Annotated in this window: 17 protein-coding genes; 7 read left to right on the top strand and 10 right to left on the bottom strand. The window is 51.3% G+C overall.

From position 1 onward, the window contains the following. Positions 1-3: 3 nt before the first annotated feature. From bioD to Q0499_RS00095, 4 genes are all read left to right on the top strand, one after another. Entirely contained in the window at positions 4-696 is a 693-nt protein-coding gene (bioD, locus tag Q0499_RS00110) for a dethiobiotin synthase (RefSeq protein ID WP_299194445.1), read from the top strand. A 129-nt stretch (positions 697-825) separates the two neighbouring features. Further along, the gene (locus Q0499_RS00105; protein ID WP_299194442.1) at positions 826-1,071 is read left to right on the top strand and encodes a hypothetical protein; all 246 of its coding nucleotides are present in this window, start codon (positions 826-828) and stop codon (positions 1,069-1,071) included. 172 nt (positions 1,072-1,243) lie between these two features. Further along, positions 1,244-2,155, top strand: coding sequence for a putative metalloprotease CJM1_0395 family protein (locus tag Q0499_RS00100; protein WP_299194439.1), 912 nt, complete (start codon positions 1,244-1,246; stop codon positions 2,153-2,155). A gap of 265 nt (positions 2,156-2,420) precedes the next feature. Next, a complete protein-coding gene (locus tag Q0499_RS00095) occupies positions 2,421-3,026 on the top strand; it encodes a glutathione S-transferase family protein (RefSeq protein ID WP_299194436.1) in 606 nt (201 codons plus the stop codon). A gap of 119 nt (positions 3,027-3,145) precedes the next feature. Here the strand turns inward: Q0499_RS00095 and Q0499_RS00090 are convergent, their stop codons facing one another. Beyond that, entirely contained in the window at positions 3,146-5,299 is a 2,154-nt protein-coding gene (locus tag Q0499_RS00090; protein ID WP_299194433.1) for a glutamine synthetase III, read from the bottom strand. A gap of 444 nt (positions 5,300-5,743) precedes the next feature. On the opposite strand from Q0499_RS00090, the gene Q0499_RS00085 reads away from it, so the two are divergent. Then, the gene (locus Q0499_RS00085; protein ID WP_299194431.1) at positions 5,744-6,352 is read left to right on the top strand and encodes a hypothetical protein; all 609 of its coding nucleotides are present in this window, start codon (positions 5,744-5,746) and stop codon (positions 6,350-6,352) included. 112 nt (positions 6,353-6,464) lie between these two features. Here the strand turns inward: Q0499_RS00085 and Q0499_RS00080 are convergent, their stop codons facing one another. Beyond that, positions 6,465-7,229: a hypothetical protein gene (locus Q0499_RS00080; RefSeq protein WP_299194428.1), complete on the bottom strand. Its 765-nt coding sequence runs from the start codon at positions 7,227-7,229 to the stop codon at positions 6,465-6,467. 331 nt (positions 7,230-7,560) lie between these two features. On the opposite strand from Q0499_RS00080, the gene Q0499_RS00075 reads away from it, so the two are divergent. Together Q0499_RS00075 and Q0499_RS00070 are read left to right on the top strand one after the other, a co-directional pair. Next, entirely contained in the window at positions 7,561-8,244 is a 684-nt protein-coding gene (locus tag Q0499_RS00075) for a response regulator transcription factor (protein ID WP_299194425.1), read from the top strand. Between the two features lie 4 nt (positions 8,245-8,248). Beyond that, entirely contained in the window at positions 8,249-9,580 is a 1,332-nt protein-coding gene (locus Q0499_RS00070) for an ATP-binding protein (protein WP_299194422.1), read from the top strand. A 117-nt stretch (positions 9,581-9,697) separates the two neighbouring features. Here Q0499_RS00070 and Q0499_RS00065 read toward each other — a convergent pair whose 3' ends face one another. From Q0499_RS00065 to Q0499_RS00030, 8 genes are all read right to left on the bottom strand, one after another. Beyond that, positions 9,698-10,369: a tetratricopeptide repeat protein gene (locus Q0499_RS00065; RefSeq protein WP_299194420.1), complete on the bottom strand. Its 672-nt coding sequence runs from the start codon at positions 10,367-10,369 to the stop codon at positions 9,698-9,700. Between the two features lie 74 nt (positions 10,370-10,443). Beyond that, positions 10,444-11,211 carry an SDR family NAD(P)-dependent oxidoreductase gene (locus Q0499_RS00060; RefSeq protein WP_299194417.1) on the bottom strand — a complete coding sequence of 256 codons (768 nt, stop codon included), beginning with the start codon at positions 11,209-11,211 and terminating at the stop codon, positions 10,444-10,446. Continuing rightward, complete coding sequence (locus Q0499_RS00055; RefSeq protein ID WP_299194414.1) at positions 11,201-11,872, bottom strand: iron-containing redox enzyme family protein; 672 nt, start codon at positions 11,870-11,872, stop codon at positions 11,201-11,203. Before Q0499_RS00055 ends, Q0499_RS00060 begins: the two co-directional genes overlap by 11 nt. A gap of 77 nt (positions 11,873-11,949) precedes the next feature. After that, the gene (locus Q0499_RS00050) at positions 11,950-13,278 is read right to left on the bottom strand and encodes an AMP-binding protein (RefSeq protein ID WP_299194411.1); all 1,329 of its coding nucleotides are present in this window, start codon (positions 13,276-13,278) and stop codon (positions 11,950-11,952) included. A gap of 3 nt (positions 13,279-13,281) precedes the next feature. Further along, positions 13,282-13,980 carry a thermostable hemolysin gene (locus Q0499_RS00045; RefSeq protein WP_299194408.1) on the bottom strand — a complete coding sequence of 233 codons (699 nt, stop codon included), beginning with the start codon at positions 13,978-13,980 and terminating at the stop codon, positions 13,282-13,284. Between the two features lie 202 nt (positions 13,981-14,182). Beyond that, the gene (locus Q0499_RS00040; protein ID WP_299194516.1) at positions 14,183-15,529 is read right to left on the bottom strand and encodes a sodium-dependent transporter; all 1,347 of its coding nucleotides are present in this window, start codon (positions 15,527-15,529) and stop codon (positions 14,183-14,185) included. A 145-nt stretch (positions 15,530-15,674) separates the two neighbouring features. After that, entirely contained in the window at positions 15,675-16,727 is a 1,053-nt protein-coding gene (locus Q0499_RS00035; protein WP_299194405.1) for a Glu/Leu/Phe/Val dehydrogenase dimerization domain-containing protein, read from the bottom strand. A gap of 73 nt (positions 16,728-16,800) precedes the next feature. Then, positions 16,801-20,277 carry an indolepyruvate ferredoxin oxidoreductase family protein gene (locus tag Q0499_RS00030; RefSeq protein WP_299194403.1) on the bottom strand — a complete coding sequence of 1,159 codons (3,477 nt, stop codon included), beginning with the start codon at positions 20,275-20,277 and terminating at the stop codon, positions 16,801-16,803. Between the last annotated feature and the right edge of the window lie 817 nt (positions 20,278-21,094).

Below are 21,094 nucleotides of genomic sequence, written 5' to 3'. Positions count from 1 at the left end.
TAAATGGCTAAGCGCACTTTCTTTGTTGCAGGAACCGATACTGATGTCGGCAAAACCGTTGTTTCGGCTGGGTTGCTGGAAGCGGCTAATCAGCGCGGCTTCTCTACTGTCGCGGTGAAACCGATCGCTGCTGGATGCGAACAGACCGAAGCAGGATTACGCAACAGTGATGCGCTGATACTGCAGCAGACTGCATCCATAAAACTGAGTTATGAACAGGTAAATCCCATCGCGCTGGAACCGCCCATCGCCCCCCATATTGCTGCACAGCAGGCAGGGCGTCGTCTGGATGCAGACCGCATAGCGGCACTCTGCCGGGGCGTGATGATGCAGCCCGCGGATTTTATGATTATTGAGGGTGCTGGTGGCTGGCGGGTGCCGCTGAATAACCGCCAGACCCTGGCGGATATACCAAAATTGTTGCGTACCCCGGTGATTCTGGTGGTGGGGATGAAGCTGGGCTGTATCAGTCATACACTGCTGACTGTTGAAGCGATTGTCAAAGACGGGCTACGGTTGGCAGGCTGGGTTGCTAATCGGGCTGAACCTGAAATGAGTTGTTATAACGAAAATCTGGAAACCCTTAAATCGATGCTGTCGGCGCCATTATTGGGCGAGATACCCCATATTGAGGAGTATTCTGCCGTGAATATAGCTAAATATATCGATTTAGAACCATTACTGATTGTTCAATAAATGACCTGTATGCCTATCTGAGCTATAATGGTGTCTGATGAGTTTTTGATACGATGTTTTATACCGTTAACGTTTGTCAGTCTTGCTGCAACAGTTCAGCAGGCAGGCGTGAATAAAGTAGGTGTGTTTATGAATGTTACTTCAGCACTGAGTACTGGGGTCCTCGGCATCAATCGGGGTCTGGATGGGGTTCAAAAAGCGGCGTCTGATATTGCCGGCTCAGGCAAAACGAATACTCCGGAAGAAGCCACTGGCAGAGATATGAACGAGTCTATTGCTGAACTGGCGGTAGAAAAAAACGCAGTTGCTGCATCCACTAAAGTGGTTCAGTCTGTGGATGGGAATTTGGGCACTCTGATTGATGTTCGGGCCTGAGTTGCAGCGTTTTTAGACAATTGTTTGAAGAACCGAAGTGCTTTAATAGGCGGGCTGTAACAATCGGTTTTCTAAAGCGTTGGTTTCTAGAGCATTGGTTTCTAAAGCATTGGTTTCTGAGCTCAGTTTTCAGAAGTAAGGAGTCGGAGATAACTTACAGGAGGTGAGGGTGATGCAGTTATCGTTAGCTGCCAATTCACTTGCGCTGAATACATACCAATCCAGCTATACTGCCGGCAAAAACCAACCCGCGGTATCGGGTGTTTCTTTGCCCTCTTCACTCTCAACCGGCTCTTCCGCTACACCATCCATTACCACAACCGTAACACTGCAAAACTCTTCAATAAAACCCGTTGATGCGCCAGCAGCAGGCGTTTCAGCCGAATCCTATACTGATGAACAGAAACTCAATCGTGACGCGAGCAATGATTCATCTGCCACTGGTTCCCAAAATACAGCCCCCCGGAATACAGAGGCACAGAGTCAAGATCTTCAGAGTAACGAGCAGCAGATGTTGCAAGAGCTGTCAGCCCGTGACCGGGAGGTGCGTCAGCACGAACTGAGTCATGCTGCAGCAGGGGGGCAGTATGCCGGTGCGCCAACCTTCGAGTATCAGCGGGGACCTGATGGCCGGCTCTACGCGGTGGGTGGCGAAGTCAGTATCGATACATCTCCGGTGCCTAATGACCCTCAAGCAACTCTGGAGAAGGCTACAGTCATCCTTCGCGCTGCACTTGTTGTTGCAGAACCCTCACCCCAGGATCGCGCGGTAGCGGCCCGGGCAGCGGCAATGGCTGCTGAAGCACGGGCAGATATAGCACAACAAAATCAGGTCTCAGAAAGCGGTAACGGCAGTTTGCAAGAAGCTGATAAGCTGAGGCAAGAGCGTCGTTCAGAGGAATTGCAAAATCGTATTAAAGATCAGCAGGAGCAGAGTGATGGTCAGGCTGAAAAAATGCAGGACTTCAACAAGCAGCTTGCGGAAGTGAATCAGAAACTTGCAGAGATTAACCAACGATTGATTGATGCGGGTGTATTTAAGAAGCTCTTCAGCGAAGGGTTTCTCTTTGATGAGCGGGCTTGATAAGGGCTGTTATAATAACAATCTACTCGGCTGTTTCCGTAAAGCTCAGCAACCGATCTCATTTTATTAACGGCTTTTCAGTCAAGCCCCCCCGATAATCGCGGTGACAGCAACAGGCCATCGATGTTTTCAGCTGTATAGACTATGAGAAGAGTTCATCAGAGCACTTTATAAAAGTACTTTGTAAGAGTGCTTTATAAGAGCAGTCCGGCCTCTCTGTTGTGAGGGTTCGAAACCACACCGTTAAACATCAGGATGTTTCCCCATGAAAAAGATTAAGGTGACCTATTTTGACATTGATGGCGGTCGGGCTGAGCCGATCCGTCTGGCATTGCACTGCCTTGGTCAGGATTTTGAAGATTATCGTTTTCAGTTCAGTGAGTTTGCAGAGGTGCGCAAGGGGACACCTTTTGGACAGGTACCTGTTGTTGAGCTGAATGGTGAACAGATTACCCAGTCCAACGCCCTGTGCCGCTATTTCGGTAAGCAGGCGGGCCTCTATCCTGAGGATGATTATCAGGCACTATTGTGTGACGAGGTGATGGATGTGGTTGAAGATATCAGTCATAAGCTATCGGCCACAATGACTATGACCGGAGAAGCACTGAGAAACGCTCGCGAACAGTTAGTCGGACCGCTGACTACCTACCTCAAATGGCTGGGTGCGCGTCTGATAAAACAGGGTGGGGAATATTTTGCCGAAAACCGCTTAACCATCGCTGATCTGAAAGTGTTTGTTGTGGTTCAGTGGTTGGGTTCTGGCATGCTGGATCATCTTCCGGCAACTCTGGTACAAGACTGCGCCCCGGAACTGCTTGCTCATCTTGATAGGGTGACCAGTGATCCGAAGATAAAATCGTATTACGCATAGGCTGTAGTCACCTCCTTAGGGTTTGTTGACATTGGTAGCGCCAATAATAAAAAAGCACTGGCCTCGCGGTCAGTGCTTTTTTGATGCCCCCGAAAGGGCGAGTGAGATCTTAAACGCTATTACTTAATAAATAGCATCTCACGGTATTTTGGCAGCGGCCACAGGTCATCGGCAACCAGTGTTTCCAGCTTGTCAGCTGAAGCTCGCACCTCATCCATCAGGCCGCGAACGGTTGAAGCCAGGAAGCTCATATGCGCTTCGGTGGACTCAAAGTGTTCTGATTCCAGTGCCGTGTTCAGCTTTTCAACGGAAGCCATCATCGCACTCGCGGTTTCAGCGACAGCACCGGCAGGTGAGTAATCCAGCTTAATACCGGTAGAGGCGATGCTGGACAGGTAGTTGATAGCAGCTGGATAGATAATGGTAGTCGCCATTTCTGAAACCAGCTTAGCTTCAACCTCAATTGACAGCACATACTGCTCGGCATATACCTCAAAACGGCTGGCCAGTTCTACTGGAGTCAGAACGCCGGTCTTAGCAAACAGTTCAATGACTTCAGGTGATTTGAACGCTGGCAGCGCATCTGCTGTCGTTGGAATGTTTTGTAGGCCGCGTTCTTCGACCGCCGCTTTGTGCCATTCAGCAGAGTAACCGTCGCCGCCAAAGACAACATTACCATGCAGCTGCATCAGTTCTTGCAGTACTGCGAATACTGCCGCTGCTTTGTCAGAATCTTTTGCCAGTTCAGCTTCCAGTTTCTCAGCAATCCACTCCAGAGAGTCCGCCAGCATGGTGTTCATTGCGACCAGCGGTCCGGAAACAGACTGAGAAGAACCCACCGCACGGAACTCGAAACGGTTACCGGTAAATGCGAATGGAGAGGTACGGTTACGGTCGCCTGGATCGCGTTCAAATTTCAGAATTTGTGACAGACCCAGATCCATCAGGCCGCCAGTGGTTGGAACATGCAGTTCGCCGGTTTTAATGTCGTCGAATACTTTTTCCAGCTGACTGCCCAGATAGACTGACAGGATTGCCGGAGGTGCTTCGTTAGCCCCTAAACGGTGGTCGTTGGCTGCAGATGCGATCGCTGCACGCAGCAGTGGTCCAAATTTGTGCACGCCGCGGATTACTGCACCACAAAAGAGCAGGAAGTTCAGGTTCTCATTCGGTGTGCAGCCTGGGTCCAGCAGGTTACCCTGAGTGGCGTTACCGACAGACCAGTTAACATGCTTACCGGAACCATTCACACCGGCAAATGGTTTTTCGTGTAACAGGCAGGCAAAGCCATGTTCTTTAGCGGTTTTCTTCAGCAGCGTCATCAGCAGTTGCTGGTGGTCAGAGGCAACGTTAGCGGCTTCAAAGTAGGGCGCAATTTCAAACTGTCCGGGTGCTACTTCATTGTGGTGAGTTTTAGCCGGGATGCCCAGACGGTAGAGTTTGTCCTCCAGGTCTTGCATAAATACCTGAACACGTTCGGGGATTGCACCAAAATAGTGATCATCGAACTGCTGACCCTTAGCAGGGGAAGCACCAAACAGGGTTCTGCCAGCTAACAGCAGGTCGGGGCGGGTATTGGCAAATAGTTCATCAACCAGGAAGTATTCCTGCTCTGCACCACAGCTGGAGTTCAGGGTTGCGATCTCAGTTTCGCCCATCAGGGAGAGTACTTTCCTGGCGGCTTTATCCATTGCTGCATTAGAGCGCAGTAGCGGGATTTTCTTATCCAGCGCTTCGCCAGTCCATGACATAAAGACGCTTGGAATCATCAGCACAGCGCCATTAGCGGTGTGCATGATATAGGCAGGGCTGGTTGGATCCCAGGCAGTATAGCCGCGGGCAGCATTGGTCATACGCAGGCTGCCGTTCGGGAATGAAGAACCGTCAGGCTCGCCTTTGATCAGCAAGCTGCCGGTAAATTCGGTGATTGCGCCGCCATCTGAGTTGGTTACAACAAAACCATCGTGTTTCTCTGCAGTCGCATTGGTCATCGGGTAGAAGATGTGAGAAAAGAACTTAGCGCCTCGAGACATCGCCCAGTCTTTCATCGCCGCAGCAACAACATCAGCCACCGCAGTATCTAACTCTGCGCCGTTTTGAACGGTCTTCTTAATCGCTTTAAACGCAGATTTTGAAAGAGACTCTTCCATTTGCTGTAAGCCAAAGACATCAGAGGCCCAGATTTTTTTCAGTGGCTCAGTCATTTTGGTTTCAAACGGCTTTGCAGTGGTGATTTCGTAAACCGCTTTAACACGTGATTCATTTCCGCTCATGGACTACCTCTGTATATGCAAAATATTCTGGTGGACTTTGGTTACTGCGGGTTGTGATAACCCAGTTAACCACTAGCTGATAAGCTATTGTGTTTTACTTAGCAATAATTGAACCATTTTTATATTTGGTGAAGGGTTGTGCCAATAAATTTTTTCTGTGGTGTATTTCTCTGGATAAGTGAGGCTGAATCGGCATGGCTGGCTTTATAGGAGCAGGCGATGGTCCGGAGTGGATGGTTAATTGAGCGTTTTGAAAACCACAATAGTCTGGTTTATTGCACTAAAGTGGTGCGTGCTTATCTTCTTTGACTATTTATTGATCTGTTGCGGTCTGGCCGTAATCTAAAGAGAGTAGATTAGAAGAGTGCTTCTCAAAGCGCTTTTATTCATGAGCGGGTATTAATGAGCTCATTTAACATATTTTTCACCATGTAGAGGCTTATCATGAAAACACGACTCAGAGTCAAGCTGTTCCCTGTATCCGCCCTACTGTCGATTGCAACTGGTTGTTTGTTTGCATTCGCTGCACAGGCAGCTGATATCCCGGCACAGGGGCCGATTCCCTTTGCGATTTATGACCAGGATGGAAACGGCGTTATTAGTCAGGAAGAGTTTGATGATATCCGTAATATGCGGATTCAAAACAATGCTGCGGCAGGGGCTCCGATGCGGGGTATGGCGAATGCGCCAGCGTTCAGCGATCTGGATAGCAACGGCGATGGCCAGCTGAGTGCTGCTGAGTTGCAGACCGCTCAGGCTGCACAGCGAAATATGAAGAGTCAGAATCAACAGATGGGACCAGGGAACGGGATGATGGGCGGAGGCCGTAATCAGCCCTCCTTTAACGAGGTTGATCAGGACGGCGACGGTTTCATCAGTCAGGACGAGATGAACACCTTCCGTAATGCACGCATCACTGAGCGGGTGCAGGCAGGATATCCCATGCGTAATCTTGCCAATATGAAGTCATTCGGAGATATGGATATGAACCAGGACGGGATGCTCGATACCGACGAGTTCAGCCAGCATCAGATGCAACAGCGTAATCCATAATCCGGAGTGATCCGTTAAAACTGACTTAGCAGAGGGGCTGGAAAAGTACGGCAGTTTTGTCGTTTACTGTTCAGCCCCTTTTTGCGTTATCCGAACTATTTCAATGGCCCGGTTAAACCGCTCCGGTTTGCTGCAAATTCTGCAGAAAGCGTTCAAAGAACTGTTTGCCTCTGCTGTATTGATCGCTACTCATCTGCAGTTTGAAATCCTCCAGGTAGCGCAGCCAGTCAGTTGACCACGCCTTATAGGAAAAGTCTGGAGAGGCTAACGGGTTAACATAGCCGGGATCGCCGGGTTCATGGCGGGCCACAAAACGACCATTTTCATCCACTTCGATATTAGCCATGGTCAGCGATGACATCAGATGGCCTTCTGCCATCATTTTATCCTTAAAGCTCATCCCTTCTGTGGTTTTATTCCAGGCGTCTGCAACCTCTGCCGGCGTATTGGAGTTGGGGAACATAAAGGTTCTACCTATCCCAACATCGGTAAATCCATCGTTGTCAGCATCCAGTCCTGTGTGAGGTAGCCGAAGCAGGTTATTCGCGCCTTCACTGCTCATCTGCCCGATCCTGCTGTCATTAATAAAGTCAGCCAGGCTATGAACCTCTCTGAGCACCTCCCGGTCTTCATAGCTGAGGCTTTGCAGAAACGTTTTACTATTGATGGGTTGCTGTTGCGCCGCCATCTCTGCCAGTTGTACAAACCGTTCCTGATTTTTAAAAAGGCGACTGACATAATCATCACTGGCGCCGCGTTGCATCGCATCGCTGATGACTGTATCAAAGCCGCCAGAAAGATCAGTCTGAACCGGGCTGAAGGGGGAGGATGAGGCTGAATAGGGTACTGAAAGAGGGTTAACTGAAGGGGTCTGCATTATAGTCTCCCGGGTAATCCCTTGTGTGGGGCCGTTTCAAAACAGTGTTGATTCAATGGGTAATTAATTTTATAAGCGGATTTCGTGCCAGCGATTATCGATGAGTATAAAGGCTTAAAAAACAGTTGCTTGGCTGCGAATTAACACATTGAATACTGTTTTGATGGGCAATGCCTTGCCGTTAGCGAGGCAACTGACTTCCGGTTTATATACTGTTTTGAAAAGCAGGATGCTTGTGTTTAACTCTATGCTTCGATAAATACTGTAAACAGCGTCGATTACCCGTGTATGGCAAGGGTTGTTCAGGCCCCTGTCAGGTTCATATTTTTTAATGGAGGGAAAACTGTGGAGAGAGCGGGTGCGAATTTTACTGGTTGAAGATGAACGGGGTTTAGGTGAGGCGATACGGGAACATATCGCCAGCGAAGGGCATGCGGTGGATTGGTTCCAGACGTTATCAGAAGCCTCTGCCAGCCTGAATACTACCGCCTATGATTTGATTCTGCTGGATCTGTTGCTGCCCGATGGCATGGGACTGGATCTGCTGACCCGGATTCGGGCAGCGAAAAACAGTGTTGCGGTGATTATTCTCACCGCGCTGGACCAGATATCTGACCGGATAAAAGGGCTGAATGCCGGCGCCGACGATTACCTGGTTAAACCGTTCGATCTGGGGGAGTTAACCGCGCGAATTATCGCTATACAGCGGCGTCTTTATGCGGATGGTTCCGGGGTGCTGGCGATTGGGGATCTGAGTATTGATCTGACCAATAAGATCATTCTTAATGCCGGCGAGCCTGCTAACCTGAGTTCCAGAGAGTGGGCCGTACTGGAACGTTTGCTGCGGCATAAAAACTCAATTGTCGCTAAATCAGTGATCGAAGATGCGCTTTACGAATATGGCGCCGAGGTCGAAAGTAATACTGTTGAAGTCTATATCAGCCGGTTGAGGAAAAAGATTGGCAAAACCAGTATCGAAACCATCCGTGGTATCGGCTATCGGATGAAGGTTTAAGCTGATGAGACACCGCAGTATTAAACGTCAGCTGGTCGTTTCTATCGTGTCTATTGTGACACTGATCTGGTTGGCTTCAAGCGGCTATTCGGCCTATGTGTTCAATGATGAGATAAATGAAGTTTTAGATGATGGCCTGATTCAGAATGCCAAACGTCTGATTCCGCTGGCTCTCCATGATTACAGCGATGGCGATGAAACTAAAAAAAGTGATCATACCCCTCCCGTTGCTGAGGCTGAGAATGAAAGCTATTTTCTCTATCAGATCCGCACCAAAGATGGTTATGTAACCCATTTCTCCCATGACATTGTCAAACGTCCCTTTAGTGAGTTGCTGGTGGATGGTTTTCAAAATCTGGAAGGGTTCCGGGTGTATACCGAGAGCATCCATAATGGTGATTTTTTTGTTCAGGTCGCTGAGCCGTTGGATCATCGTGCTGAAGCGGTTGTTGAAAGTCTGTGGGGATTTCTCGTCCCGCTGTTGCTGGTGATACCGGTGATTGGCTTTATGGTCTGGTGGCTGGTGGGTAACTCATTAATGCCACTGTTTAAACTCAATAGTGATATCAGTGAGCGGGGCAGTGACAACCTGACCCTGTTTGATCATAGCCATCAGCCTGTTGAGCTACTTCCAATTACTTCATCGCTGAACGACCTGATGCAAAAGATATCTCAGGCGATCTATGCCGAGCGGGAGTTTGCCTCCAACAGTGCTCATGAGTTGCGCACCCCTGTGGCTTCATTGCTGGCTCAGACCCAGCGTCTTATCGCGGTGTCGGATGATGCTGATACGCAGCAGCGGGCTGCTGATCTGGAACTGGGCTTAAAACGGCTACAACGATTATCAGAGAAGCTGCTGCAACTGTCCCGGGCGGATGCGTCTGTGCTTCGCAGTGGTAAAACCTCCAGTGTGATGACTCTGCTCCCCTTTTTGATTGAGGAGTATCAGCGGGGCGCGAAAATCCACACGCCGATTAACTGTGACAACGACAGTCTGGAACACCTGGTCTGGCCGATGGATATGGATGCCGCGGCTATTATTCTGCGAAACCTGATCGAAAATGCGTTGCGATATGGTCATCAGGATCAGCCAATTCTGATCTACAACGATGGCGATGATGCCCTTCATGTGGTTAATAGTTGTGACGTTATACCGGCTGATAAACTGCAGCGCTTAACCAACCGTTTTGAACGGGGAAGTTATCAGTCTGAAGGTGCGGGGCTGGGCCTGGCGATAGTCGATACTTTTGTTAAGCACAGCGCAGGAACACTGGCGTTTTATTCACCGGCACATGATCGTACAGACGGTTTTGAAGTGGTGATCCGCTTTTCCTGATCAGAGGAAGATAGCCCATAAAAATGACGGTTTTCACAGAGTGCAAAAAGAAATTCCCGGGAGGTACCGGGAATTTTTTTGAGTAAACAGAAGCGGAATGAAGGGGAGGTAATTCCTCTATTTTTTACTCAGTGCTGACAACTTCAGCAGCGCTGTTTCAATCTCATGGCGGCGTCCGGCGTCGGCAATCGGCCGGTCGGGACGAACCTGCGCTTTCAGGGCCTTCTCAAAGTGGACTCTGGCTTCATCATAGCGTTTGCTTTCCATGAGGAAGTCAGCGTAAAAATAGTTGGCATCAATACCATCCGGGTTCACTGCAAGTGCTGCCTTAAGATGTTGCTCCGCTTTCTCATCGTTACCAAACGCGATAGGCCAGCCTGGCACCTGATAATAGAGTGAGCCGAGAGAGGTATGGGCCGATGCGTTCAAGGCGGTTGGGTTTTGTTCCAGAGAGGTCTCGAAGAGTTTTTTAGCTTCTTTCACTTTACCCAGTGCTGACAGGCCTTTGACGATGCCCGCATCGGTCGACAGAATAATGCCCTGCCAGATTTTGGGTTCGGCAAAGTCAGAATATTTAGCCGAGGTTAGCGCTGCTTGCTGTTCAAGCTTTTCAATAGCCGAGAGCTGGAGTTTTTCATCGCTCATCTGGTATTTGATTTTGGCCCATTCGGATTGCAGCACCGCCACATCTTTGAGCATCTCACTCTGGCTGGCCTGGGCTGCAAAAGAGCTGGAGAGTGGCAGGTAGAGGCTCATCACCGCAACCGATATCAGGAGTTTGTTTTTCATCATATTGACCTCAAAGGTTTTCTGACTGGACTATCAGGTCGCGCTTATTACTGATACCGACCCGACAGGCAGAATCAGGTTGCGTTATTCAGCTCAGTGGCTGGAACTTGTGTTAACAGCGCTTTATGACTGTTAAAGACCGCTTCGCCGACCTTAACGTTTTTCCGCAGGCCGCTATCCACAACCGAAGGAAAGTTGGCATTCATAAACGCGAAGAAGCGCTCAGACTTACCAAAACGAACCTCTTTTTCTCCGAGTACGATAGCATCCACGATCCGCTTAGCGACTATCTCCGGTGCATCATAGGCGGTGCCGGTCTGGCTGTTGATCTCGTGACTGATACCCTGGTTCATCCTGGTTTGTACTGCCCTCGGAGCAATCAGAGTGACCCTGATCGCGGTGTCACACAGTTCCCGTCGCAGACAATCGGAAAACGCCTTAATACCGGCTTTGGCTGCGACATAGCCGGAGTAATAGGGCAGGGGAATGATCCCCATCATCGAACCTATATTGATGATCTGGCCTGAGTTGCGTTGCTTCATAGCAGGCAAAACCGCCTGTGACAGGCGCATAGGCACTGTCAGGTTGAGGGCGATAAGATCATTCAGGTGCTGGTCCTCACAGTGGGCGCACTCGTTATAACCGGCCATATTGATGAGGATATCCGGGGCCAGGTGTGACAGCATCTGGCTAATCGCATCGATGTTTTCTGCCAGGTCACCGGACTCTTTGCGGTTAAAGACAATCACATCTCCGCCGGCATCGCGCAGCAGTTCCACCAGGGGTGCACCGATACCGCCTGTGCCTCCGGTAATAAATATGCTTTTACCTTTAAGCGACATTACGAATGGCTCCTTCCCCCGGAATGGTACGCAGCACGTTAGCAAACAGGCGGAAGGTGTTTTTGGCGACTTCGATGATAGCTGCCTGATCTTTCGGATCAGTTATTTTTTCCAGTGTTTTTTCAAAGAACTGCATATGGCTGATATCCAGATCACCGTGGGAGTGCAGATAGGAAAATGCCTGTTCCGGCAAGTTTAGCGATTGTTTAACCGCATCAGCCCCTTTATTGGCAATCGCGATTGAAGTGCTTTCCAGCATGAACACCATGCCCAGAAAACCAACTGGATTTTTACGATTGATATAATCGTAGTTGTAGGCAATCAGCACCTGAGTTTGCAGGGCCGGGGTGCTGTTGCGAATCACTTCCCGGTCACCACCGATCGCTTCAATATCGTTGAGAATCCACTCTTCGTGACCGATCTCCTCTTCGATGTATTCTGCGATCACTTTTTGCAGAAAGAGTTTATTGGCGGGCAGTTTAGCCCCCATCGACATTAGAAATGGCACGGTATGCGAAACATGATGGAACGCTTCAGTCAGGTAGGCGAGATAGGCTTCCTGCGTGATCTTACCTTGCAGTGCACTGGCTAACTGGGGTACCTGATAAAGATCGGCACGTTCGGTTTCGGTTTCCTGAATCAGCAGGTCAAAGAATGTCATGTAATATCTCCTTGTACGTTTTTTCGTACGAAAATTTTTCCGGGAATACGTTTCTGGGTGCATAAGCTGGTGTGAATTCAAAGGCTGTTAAACCGTTCTAATATTTTTTCTCGTCGGGGACGTCCGGTACCGGTGAGCAGGCCGTTGCTCAGGGTGAACGGCTCAACCACGCGGATATCCATGATATGTGCATATTCAGGCAGTCCCTGATTGGCTTTAATGATGCTCTGCTGGATATTTGCGGTCTCAGAAACGGGAACAATCAGCGCGCTCAGGTGAGGTTGTGCATCACCATAAACAACCGCCTGAGCGATCTCCGGCTGGCATAGCAGCGACGCTTCCACCCATTCCGGAGAAATATTGCGGCCATAGGAGGTGATCAGAACGTTCTTTTTGCGCCCGGTGATCGAGAGAAAACCGTTTTCATCCAATGCTCCCAGGTCTTCAGTGTTAAAGCTGCTAGCACTGCTCTGGCCGATATATCCGAGAAATCCGGGGTCTTGAATCCTGATTTCGCCATCCTCAACGGTTGCCTGTACATGGGGCAGCAACTTACCGACGCTGCCAGGCTGGTCGTTATCAGGGGTATTCAGTGAAACCACCGAGGCACATTCTGACAGTCCGTAACCCTCATACACTGGCAGGCCCATCTTTCGGGCCAGCAGAATCAGGTTGGCATCGGTTTTTGATCCGCCGACAGCGATAAATTTAAGCGACTGAAGAGGGCCTTTTTGGGCAATCTGTGCCAACAGGATGCGCAGCACTTCCGGCACCAGAATGATTGATGTCGGTTGGTTTTCAGCGATCAGTGCATGAATCTGTTCATAGTTCTGGCCAAACTCGGTCAATGATGTGAGCCTGATGCTGCATCCGGCGATCAGCGCGGCGTAAACACCGGCAACATTTTCCAATAACACCGCCAGCGGCAGAATGCACATATGGGTGCCAACAAAATCTGGCCCCAGTACCTGTTCAATACTGTGGGCAACATTTTCCATTGCCGATTGCGGCAGGCAGACGCCTTTGGGCTGTCCTGTAGTACCTGACGTGAAGGTTACTTTGGCCGTGGTTTCCGGCAAGGTAACCGGTTGTTGTATCCCGGTGGCAAGCAGTCCTTCCGCTGAAACGATATGTGAGACCGCGGCATGGGAAAGGGTATGGGCAGTCTGTTGCGGACTAAAAAACGGTGGAAGTGGTATACAGACAACCCCGGCCTGCATTGCGGCCAGGTCCCACAGCACCCATTCGACACTGTTATCCAGGGCGATAGCCAGGGTTGAAACCTTGCTTAGTTGTTCTGCCCGGTTGGCTATCTCAGCGTTCAGATCACCGTAACAGACGGTCTGTAGCCGGTCCTGCAGGGCGATTTTTTCTGGCGCATGGTGGTTGATGCTAGCGAAGATCATGGCTTAGTGCTCCGCTTTGAAGTGGAGACGGGGAAACAAACGCGGTCTGCACTCCCGGAAATCAGCACCGAAGAGGGCTTTTAGCCGGGCGACACCGGTGTCAACATTGCCCACCAATACCCGGGGTTCAGTATCGTAGTAAGTACCCCAGTTGGTATCCTGTTCACTGATGGCTGAAAACTGCGCCCGACAGATCTCTTTTGGGTTAAGTCCGGTGCGTTTGAAATAACGATGGAGAAACTGTGTCCCGGTAATCGTGGCATAGCGGATTTTCTGGTTTTCAAGGTAGGATGCCAGTGCTGCAAACAGAAAGGCCGATGCACCTTTTCCGGCAGACGCCAGGTTGCCTATCTCGATGACTTGCGAACGCTCACAATCGAGTACGGTTTCAATCGGCTGATCCAGATATTGCTCAAGAAACAGCGCTTCTTTACCCGCATAGCGAATGCCCACCGCGGCAAGAATCTCATCATCGGCATTACGTACAGACATGATTATCGGATAGGTAACCTCGATATCGGCGTTATAGCTCTCTTTATAGATGTGCTTAATAAAGTCGGTGACGCGCTGCCTTTCCGGTTCAAAGGCGCCGGTAATATTGATAACAGAGGGGGTCAGTGAGCTGATCTTTGAGATCATCTGCTGATTCAGATACAGATTCGCTGTATTCAGATCGTTCTCTTTGTAGCGCAAGATAAACATTAGCGGTCCCTGTTTAAGTGTCAGGGGCATTCTTACTGACGAAGCTGACATGAATCTGAACGAAGGGAAATAATTCAATAGTTATTTTAGGGTTATTGTTTCGAGCGAGCGCTAAGTCTCAGAATACTGCAGTCATTTTTATCCCGGCCTTAATAGGAAAGCCCTGCAAAGGCAGGGCTTGTAGCGACAATAAGCTCAGTGGTCAGGTCAGGTTATAGATAAATACTACCAATACCGCTGCCGGGGTAATAAAGCGGATGACAAACATAAAGCTGTTGTATGCCAGCCCGCTGCCCATATCGAATTCGTTTTCGGCGGCCTGCTTTGACATAAACCAGCCGACAAACAGCGCGGTCGCAAGACCGACCAGCGGCATAATCAGGTTGGCGGTGGCATAGTCGAACAGGTCAAAGAAGGTTTTACCGGCAAAGCGTTCAAACATTCCCAGTGGATGAACGTCGGCCCAGACATTCAGTGACAGAATCGTCAGAATTCCCAGGGCCCAGATGCTGATGCCGCCAATCAGGGTGCCACCCAGACGACTGACCCCTTGCTGCTCTTCAAACCACTCAACCAGCGGTTCCAGCAATGAAATTGCCGAAGTCACGGCCGCCACAACCAGCAAAAGAAAGAACAGGCTGCCGAACAGTACGCCACCACTCATCTGGCCAAAGGCGATTGGCAGGGTCTGGAAAATCAGTCCCGGGCCTGCACCTGCTTCAAGCCCGTTGGCAAACACCAGCGGAAAGATCGCCAGACCTGCCAGCAGTGCTACGACGGTATCGACAACGGATACGGTAATGGCGGTTTTAACAATGGATACCTGTTTTGGCAGATAAGAGCCATACGCCATCATCACCCCCATACCCAGGCTGAGGGTAAAGAAGGCGTGACCCAGTGCAGTGAGCACACCGGCGGTCGTCAGTTTGGAAAAGTCCGGCTGAAACAGAAAGACGAAGCCCTCGGCAAAACTGTTGCTGCTCATGGCATAGCCCACCATCACCAGTAGCAAGACAAACAGCAGAGGCATGAGAATATTAATCGCTTTCTCCATACCTGAACTGAGCCCCCGGGCGACAATCATAATCACCAGCAGCATAAACACCGAATGCCACAGGAGCAGGGTATAGGGATCGGCCAGCAGGTTACCAAACATCGTCCCAATCGCTTCGGTGCTGGCACCGACAAACAGTCCACTGGCGGAGTTTCCGACGTAAGAGAGTGCCCAGCCGCCGATCACCGAGTAGAACGACAGGATCAGAATGGAAGCCAGCATTCCCATGCCGCCGATCCAGGCCCAGCGGCTAGAGAGGCCATCCCGCTGTGTCAGTTTTCGCATGCTGTTGATCGGGCTGCAGCCACCGCGACGACCGATCATCACCTCGGCGATCATTATCGGTATGCCGATCAGGGCGATACAGAGCAGGTAAACCAGAACGAAAGCCCCACCACCATTCTCACCGGTGATATAGGGAAACTTCCATATATTTCCCAGTCCCACGGCCGAGCCGCTGGCGGCCAGAATAAAGGCCATACGTGATGACCACATGGGGTGGTCTTTACGGGCGTTGACAGAAGTGTCAGCCACAGTCGGTTTCTGAACCAGTTCAGTCATTTGTTATCTCCAGATGTTATTTTTATTTCACAGAGAAGCCGCCCATCGGCGATGGGCTTATTTGAAGTGTTGAGTTAACTCACTGTTTGAAGCGTTCTTCAGCCAGTGCGTTCGCAATTTCGCCGGTAGGGCGATCCTGTGCATCGGCCCGGCGGAAAATCTCACTCAGAGTGTCGGCGATGGTTTCGATATGGGCGCGAACTTTAGTGTGCTCGTGGCCGATACGTTCATAGTAGATATCGATAATGCCACCGGCATTGAGGACATAGTCCGGAGCATAGAGAATGCCGCGTTCGCGCAACATCCGATCATGGCGTTGCGAGGCCAGTTGGTTATTGGCCGCTCCGGCAACGACTTTTGCTTTGATCAGCGGGATAGACTCATCATTAAGCACCGCTCCCAGTGCGCAGGGGGCGATGACATCCACATCCAGTGACAAAATCTCATTCTGGCCGACCGCAGTGGCCCCCAGTTCGCTGACCGCCCGTTGCACCTGTTCCTGATGGATATCAGTAACAAACAGTTGAGCGCCCGCCTGATGCAGGTGTTCGGCTAGCCGGTAACCAACATTGCCAACTCCCTGAATCGCCACTTTAAGACCCTTCAGATCGGTGCGGTCCAGTTGATACTGTACGGCGGTTTTTAAACCGATAAAGGTGCCATAGGCGGTGGCCGGGGAGGGATCACCGTTGCAGGGCAGCCCATCAATGCCGGTGCGCTCGGTGATGCCGGCGACGTTGTCGGTATGCTGCGCCATCACCTGCAGGTCGGGCACTGAGGTGCCGGAATCTTCTGCTGCAATGTACTGGTTGCCGGTGCGTTCCAGAAAGCGGCCCATCGCCGCCAGCAGATCAGCAGTTTTATGTTGGCGCGGGTCGCCGATGATCACCGACTTTCCGCCGCCCAGATCGAGATTAGCCAGGGCTGACTTATAGGTCATCCCTTTGGACAGACGCAGTACATCATTGAGCGCTTCTGCATCGCTGCTGTAGTTCCACATTCGACAACCGCCCAGTGACGGGCCGCGGTTGGTGTTGTGGATAGCAATAATGGCTTTCAGACCAGTGATCTCATCGTGACAGAAGACAACCTGTTCATGGTTATCAAATTCGGCATGACTAAAAACGGACATAAGGGGTTTCCTGACTCGTTAACTTTTATTGTTTTATTGAAGCGCTTCGGAGGAAGCGCTTTTTTGTCTGTTATTAAACGGTAGCGGGTTGCGCTTCGTCCCGGGGTTGGCGGATTCGGTCTGACAGTTGCTGCCGCTGCTGTTGGGCTTTCTCATAAGCAGCCTCTTTGACCGGACCGTACCCCCGAATAGTGGATGGCAGCCGTGCCAGCGCCAGTGCATCCTGCAGATTCGCCTGGTTCAGGTTATCCAGAATTGCCTGAATATCCTGCTCGTATTCACGGATCAGACGGCGTTCCAGTCGACGGTCAGCGCTGTAGCTAAACAGGTCCAGCGGCGTTCCTCGCAGGGATTTAAGACCCGCCAGCAGACGGAACAGCGGCATGATTTTCTCACTGAAACGGCGTTTTACCGGGCGACCGGTGGTGCTGTTGATGCGTGAGATCAGTGGCGGGGCGAGGTTGAATTCAAGTTCAAACTCACCTTCAAACTGACTTTCCAGTTGCTGTCGGAAGCTGGCGGATGTCAGTTGCCGGGCCACTTCATACTCGTCCTTATAGGCCAGCACTTTGCTGTAGTTTTCCGCAACCGCCAGACTCAGGGCGACCCCTTTGCCGAGCTGCTTTTCACTTTCTGCAACCTTGTTGACCAGCGATTGATAGCGTTGTGCCAGTGCCGCTCCCTGATACTGTGTCAGGTGATCCATTTCACGCTGGACAACTTCATCCAGTCCGGGCATAACTCTGACCGGCTGAATATCACTGGCAGGTGTGACGATCTGTTCGACCTGCTGCAGGTTGTGTGCGGCACGGCGACCCCAGAGAAACGCCTGTTTGTTGGCCTCAACCGCCACACCATTTAGCGTGATTGCTTCTTCAATGGATGCCATCTCCAGTGGGATCAGCCCCTTCTGCCAGGCATAGCCGATGCAGAACAGGTTAACCGCCATGCCATCACCGAGCAGATTCGTCGCCAGCGTGGTGGCATCGAGGCAGAAACTGCTCTGCGGTTTTGCGGTATCGCGGATCACCTGTTCCATCTCGGCAGTGGGTACCTGCAGATCAGGATCGCGGGTGAAGGCCGCCGGCATGGTTTCATGGTTATTGATCACCACCTGACTGCGCTGCCGATCCAGCTTGCCCAGCGCCTCTTCACTGGCACCGACCATCAGATCAAAGCCGATCATCAGATCGGTTTCACCTGCAGGAATACGCACGGTGTGGATCTGATCCTGGGTTTCGGCAATACGGATATGACTCATTACGGCACCAAACTTCTGCGCCAGACCGATCTGATCCAACACTCCGGCACCTTTGCCTTCGATATGAGCTGCCATCCCCAGCAGGGCGCTGACGGTCACGACCCCGGTGCCACCAACGCCGGTCAGCAGAATATTGTAAGGCGTGGCACAGCCGGGTAACTGCGGCATGGGTAGTTCTGGAAACTGACTCACTTTGCCCAGAGGGGCAGGCTTACGCAGTTTGCCCCCTTTGACGGTGACAAAACTGGGGCAGAAACCCCGGATGCAGCTGAAATCTTTGTTGCAGGCGGACTGATCGATGTCGCGTTTACGGCCGCGATCAGTCTCTTTGGGCAGTAGGGATAAACAGTTGGACTGTACACCGCAGTCGCCGCAGCCTTCACAGATCTCCTGATTGATAACCACCCGTTTTTGCGGATCGTTCATCTCGCTGCGCTTGCGCCGACGCCGCTTCTCGGCCGCGCAGGTCTGGTCATATACCATTGCCGTGCAGCCTGGAATCTCCCGCAGTTCGATCTGTACCGCCTGCAGGTCATTCCGGTGATGGAAGGTGACCCCATCTGCAAATGCCGAGCGGCTGGGGTATTTGTTGGGTTCATCGCTCACCACGGCGATACGGTGAACCCCTTCACCATAAAGCTGATGGGTGATCTGCTGTACGGTCAGCTGACCATCAATGGGCTGGCCGCCAGTCATTGCCACGGCATCGTTGTACAGCACTTTGTAAGTGATATTGGCACCGGAGGCGATAGCAGCACGGATCGCCAGCAGGCCGGAGTGAAAGTAGGTACCATCGCCCAGATTCTGGAACACATGGTTGTTATCGGTAAACGGTGCCTGACCGATCCAGGTGGCGCCTTCACCTCCCATCTGGGTAAAGGTGTCGGTGCCGCGATCCATCCAGGTGGCCATATAGTGACAACCGATGCCGCCCAGTGCCCGACTGCCCTCCGGGACCACGGTAGAGGTGTTGTGGGGACAGCCGGAACAGAAATGCGGCGTACGTTCTAACAGTGCGCGGGGCTGCGCCAGTTCATACTCTTTTTCGCTGAGGAAGGCGAGCCGTTCACTGATCTGCTGACTGGTGTGAAACGGTGCGATACGTGCGGCAATTGCCCTGGCGATCATCGCCGGGGTGAGTTCGCTCAGGCTGGTCAGCAGTTCACTGCCCAGATGATCTTTTTTACCCACCACCCGGGGATGGCTGCCCTGATGGCGATCCTGCCAGCTGTAGAGTTGTTCCTTCAATTGATCTTCGATCAGACCGCGTTTTTCCTCGATCACCAGAATCTCTTCCAGGCCTTCAGCAAACTCATAGATCCCTTCCGGTTCCAGCGGCCAGGGCATCGCGACTTTGTATAGCCGGATACCGAGGTCTGCGGCTTGCTGATGGCTGATGCCCAGATCTTCCAGTGCCTGCAGCACATCAAGATAAGACTTGCCGGTGGTGACGATACCAAAGCGTGGCTGTGTCGGGTTGATGATGATTTTGTCTAAGCGGTTGTCCCGGCAGAATGCCTGAGCCGCGCGGATTTTATAACGGTGCAGGCGCTCCTCCTGCTGTAGCGGTTTATCCGGCCAGCGGGCGTTCAGACCATCCGCGGGCAGCTCGAAGTTGTTCGGGATGCTGATTGCCAGCCGTTCATGATCAAGGTTGGCAGAGATTGCTGAATCCATCACTTCGGCCAGTGCTTTCAGGGCAACCCAGCAGCCGCTGTAGCGGGACATTGCCCAGCCATACAGACCATAATCGAGCATCTCCTGAATACCGGAGGGGTAGAGCACCGGAATCATCGCATCCATAAAGGCGTAATCGCTTTGATGCGGCAGGGTTGATGATTTGCAGGCATGGTCATCACCAGCAATGGCCAGTACTCCGCCATATTGGGACGTACCGAAAGCGTTAGCATGTTTCAGCACATCACCGGTGCGGTCCACGCCCGGTCCTTTGCCGTACCAGAGGCCAAAGACGCCATCGTAGCGGGCACCCTCAAAGACGTTAACCTGTTGCGATCCCCAGACGGCCGTCGCGCCGAGGTCTTCATTGACGCCCGGCTGAAAAACGATATTGGCCGCTTGCAGATGGTCACGGATCTGCCACAGGGTTTTGTCGAAGTTACCCAGAGGAGATCCCCGGTAACCGGAGATAAAACCGGCGGTATGTAAACCCGCTTTTTTATCCCGTGCGGCTTGTAACATTGGCAGGCGAGCCAGTGCCTGGCTGCCGGTCAGGTAAACCCTGCCAGACTGCTTTTCCCACTTATCCTGCAGAGAAACGGTATTTTTCATGTTGATAGCTCCCGGTTCTGAACGGCATCAGTTATGCGCTCCGGTTCAGAACGAATCAGACAATAAACGACAGGTAACGGAGGTTCAGACGCCGTGTGGCGAAATAATCGAAACCGTTGGGGAGCGAGCTATCAGATAGGGTGATACAGGTTGGCCGCCATGAGATGCAGAGCCAGACAGGAGAGATCGGCACAGGGGAGTGCGCCACAGGGAAACGTGGTCGGTCATGATGATTACCTTTCACCTCAGCCGGATCACAGCCAGGTGCGAATATATTGTTGTTATTGTTCCGGCGGATAGGCCGGGATTTTTATCCTTTCAGCGATACCTTTTTGGGGCGTGCTGACGGTCAACATTAGTCGCGGTAATAGGCCAAGTCAACCAGGGAAACCGATAGTGACGGGCTAAATATGACTGTTTTTTGTGGCATATATTTATTCAGACAGAGGATTTTTCTATTGGGATTTTATAGGTAGATACCCGCATTTCTTTTGAATTCAACAGAGATCCCTGATCAGCCACAGATTTCATCGTCAGCATTTTCGACTGAAGATTTTATGTTTTCAGAGGATATTCATTTTTAGATGTGGCTGGTGTTAGTGGGCGAGAAGGCCTGTACAAGGGGGTGTAACGTTCAGTGGGGTACTGTTTTCTTAGCTGAAAACAGGCTGTCAGGTGAACTATTGTAATTAATTTAATAAAACGTTTGCCAAGTGGATACTACGTATGTAGTATACGCCCCACGTTGATGCGGGGTGGAGCAGCCTGGTAGCTCGTCGGGCTCATAACCCGAAGGTCGTCAGTTCAAATCTGGCCC

It is taken from the genome of uncultured Amphritea sp. (genome assembly GCF_937127095.1).
Taxonomy (GTDB): Bacteria; Pseudomonadota; Gammaproteobacteria; order Pseudomonadales; family Balneatricaceae; genus Amphritea.
Note: the sequence above shows the minus strand (reverse complement) of the source record. Positions and strands in the feature narration are given on the sequence as shown.

Excerpts from the sequence above, each read along its gene's own strand:
- bioD (WP_299194445.1), top strand. The coding sequence starts at position 4 with ATGGCTAAGCGCACTTTCTTTGTTGCAGGAACCGATACTGATGTCGGC.
- Q0499_RS00105 (WP_299194442.1), top strand. The coding sequence starts at position 826 with ATGAATGTTACTTCAGCACTGAGTACTGGGGTCCTCGGCATCAATCGG.
- Q0499_RS00100 (WP_299194439.1), top strand. The coding sequence starts at position 1,244 with ATGCAGTTATCGTTAGCTGCCAATTCACTTGCGCTGAATACATACCAA.
- Q0499_RS00095 (WP_299194436.1), top strand. The coding sequence starts at position 2,421 with ATGAAAAAGATTAAGGTGACCTATTTTGACATTGATGGCGGTCGGGCT.
- Q0499_RS00090 (WP_299194433.1), bottom strand. The coding sequence starts at position 5,299 with ATGAGCGGAAATGAATCACGTGTTAAAGCGGTTTACGAAATCACCACT.
- Q0499_RS00085 (WP_299194431.1), top strand. The coding sequence starts at position 5,744 with ATGAAAACACGACTCAGAGTCAAGCTGTTCCCTGTATCCGCCCTACTG.
- Q0499_RS00080 (WP_299194428.1), bottom strand. The coding sequence starts at position 7,229 with ATGCAGACCCCTTCAGTTAACCCTCTTTCAGTACCCTATTCAGCCTCA.
- Q0499_RS00075 (WP_299194425.1), top strand. The coding sequence starts at position 7,561 with ATGGAGGGAAAACTGTGGAGAGAGCGGGTGCGAATTTTACTGGTTGAA.
- Q0499_RS00070 (WP_299194422.1), top strand. The coding sequence starts at position 8,249 with ATGAGACACCGCAGTATTAAACGTCAGCTGGTCGTTTCTATCGTGTCT.
- Q0499_RS00065 (WP_299194420.1), bottom strand. The coding sequence starts at position 10,369 with ATGAAAAACAAACTCCTGATATCGGTTGCGGTGATGAGCCTCTACCTG.
- Q0499_RS00060 (WP_299194417.1), bottom strand. The coding sequence starts at position 11,211 with ATGTCGCTTAAAGGTAAAAGCATATTTATTACCGGAGGCACAGGCGGT.
- Q0499_RS00055 (WP_299194414.1), bottom strand. The coding sequence starts at position 11,872 with ATGACATTCTTTGACCTGCTGATTCAGGAAACCGAAACCGAACGTGCC.
- Q0499_RS00050 (WP_299194411.1), bottom strand. The coding sequence starts at position 13,278 with ATGATCTTCGCTAGCATCAACCACCATGCGCCAGAAAAAATCGCCCTG.
- Q0499_RS00045 (WP_299194408.1), bottom strand. The coding sequence starts at position 13,980 with ATGTTTATCTTGCGCTACAAAGAGAACGATCTGAATACAGCGAATCTG.
- Q0499_RS00040 (WP_299194516.1), bottom strand. The coding sequence starts at position 15,529 with ATGTGGTCATCACGTATGGCCTTTATTCTGGCCGCCAGCGGCTCGGCC.
- Q0499_RS00035 (WP_299194405.1), bottom strand. The coding sequence starts at position 16,727 with ATGTCCGTTTTTAGTCATGCCGAATTTGATAACCATGAACAGGTTGTC.
- Q0499_RS00030 (WP_299194403.1), bottom strand. The coding sequence starts at position 20,277 with ATGAAAAATACCGTTTCTCTGCAGGATAAGTGGGAAAAGCAGTCTGGC.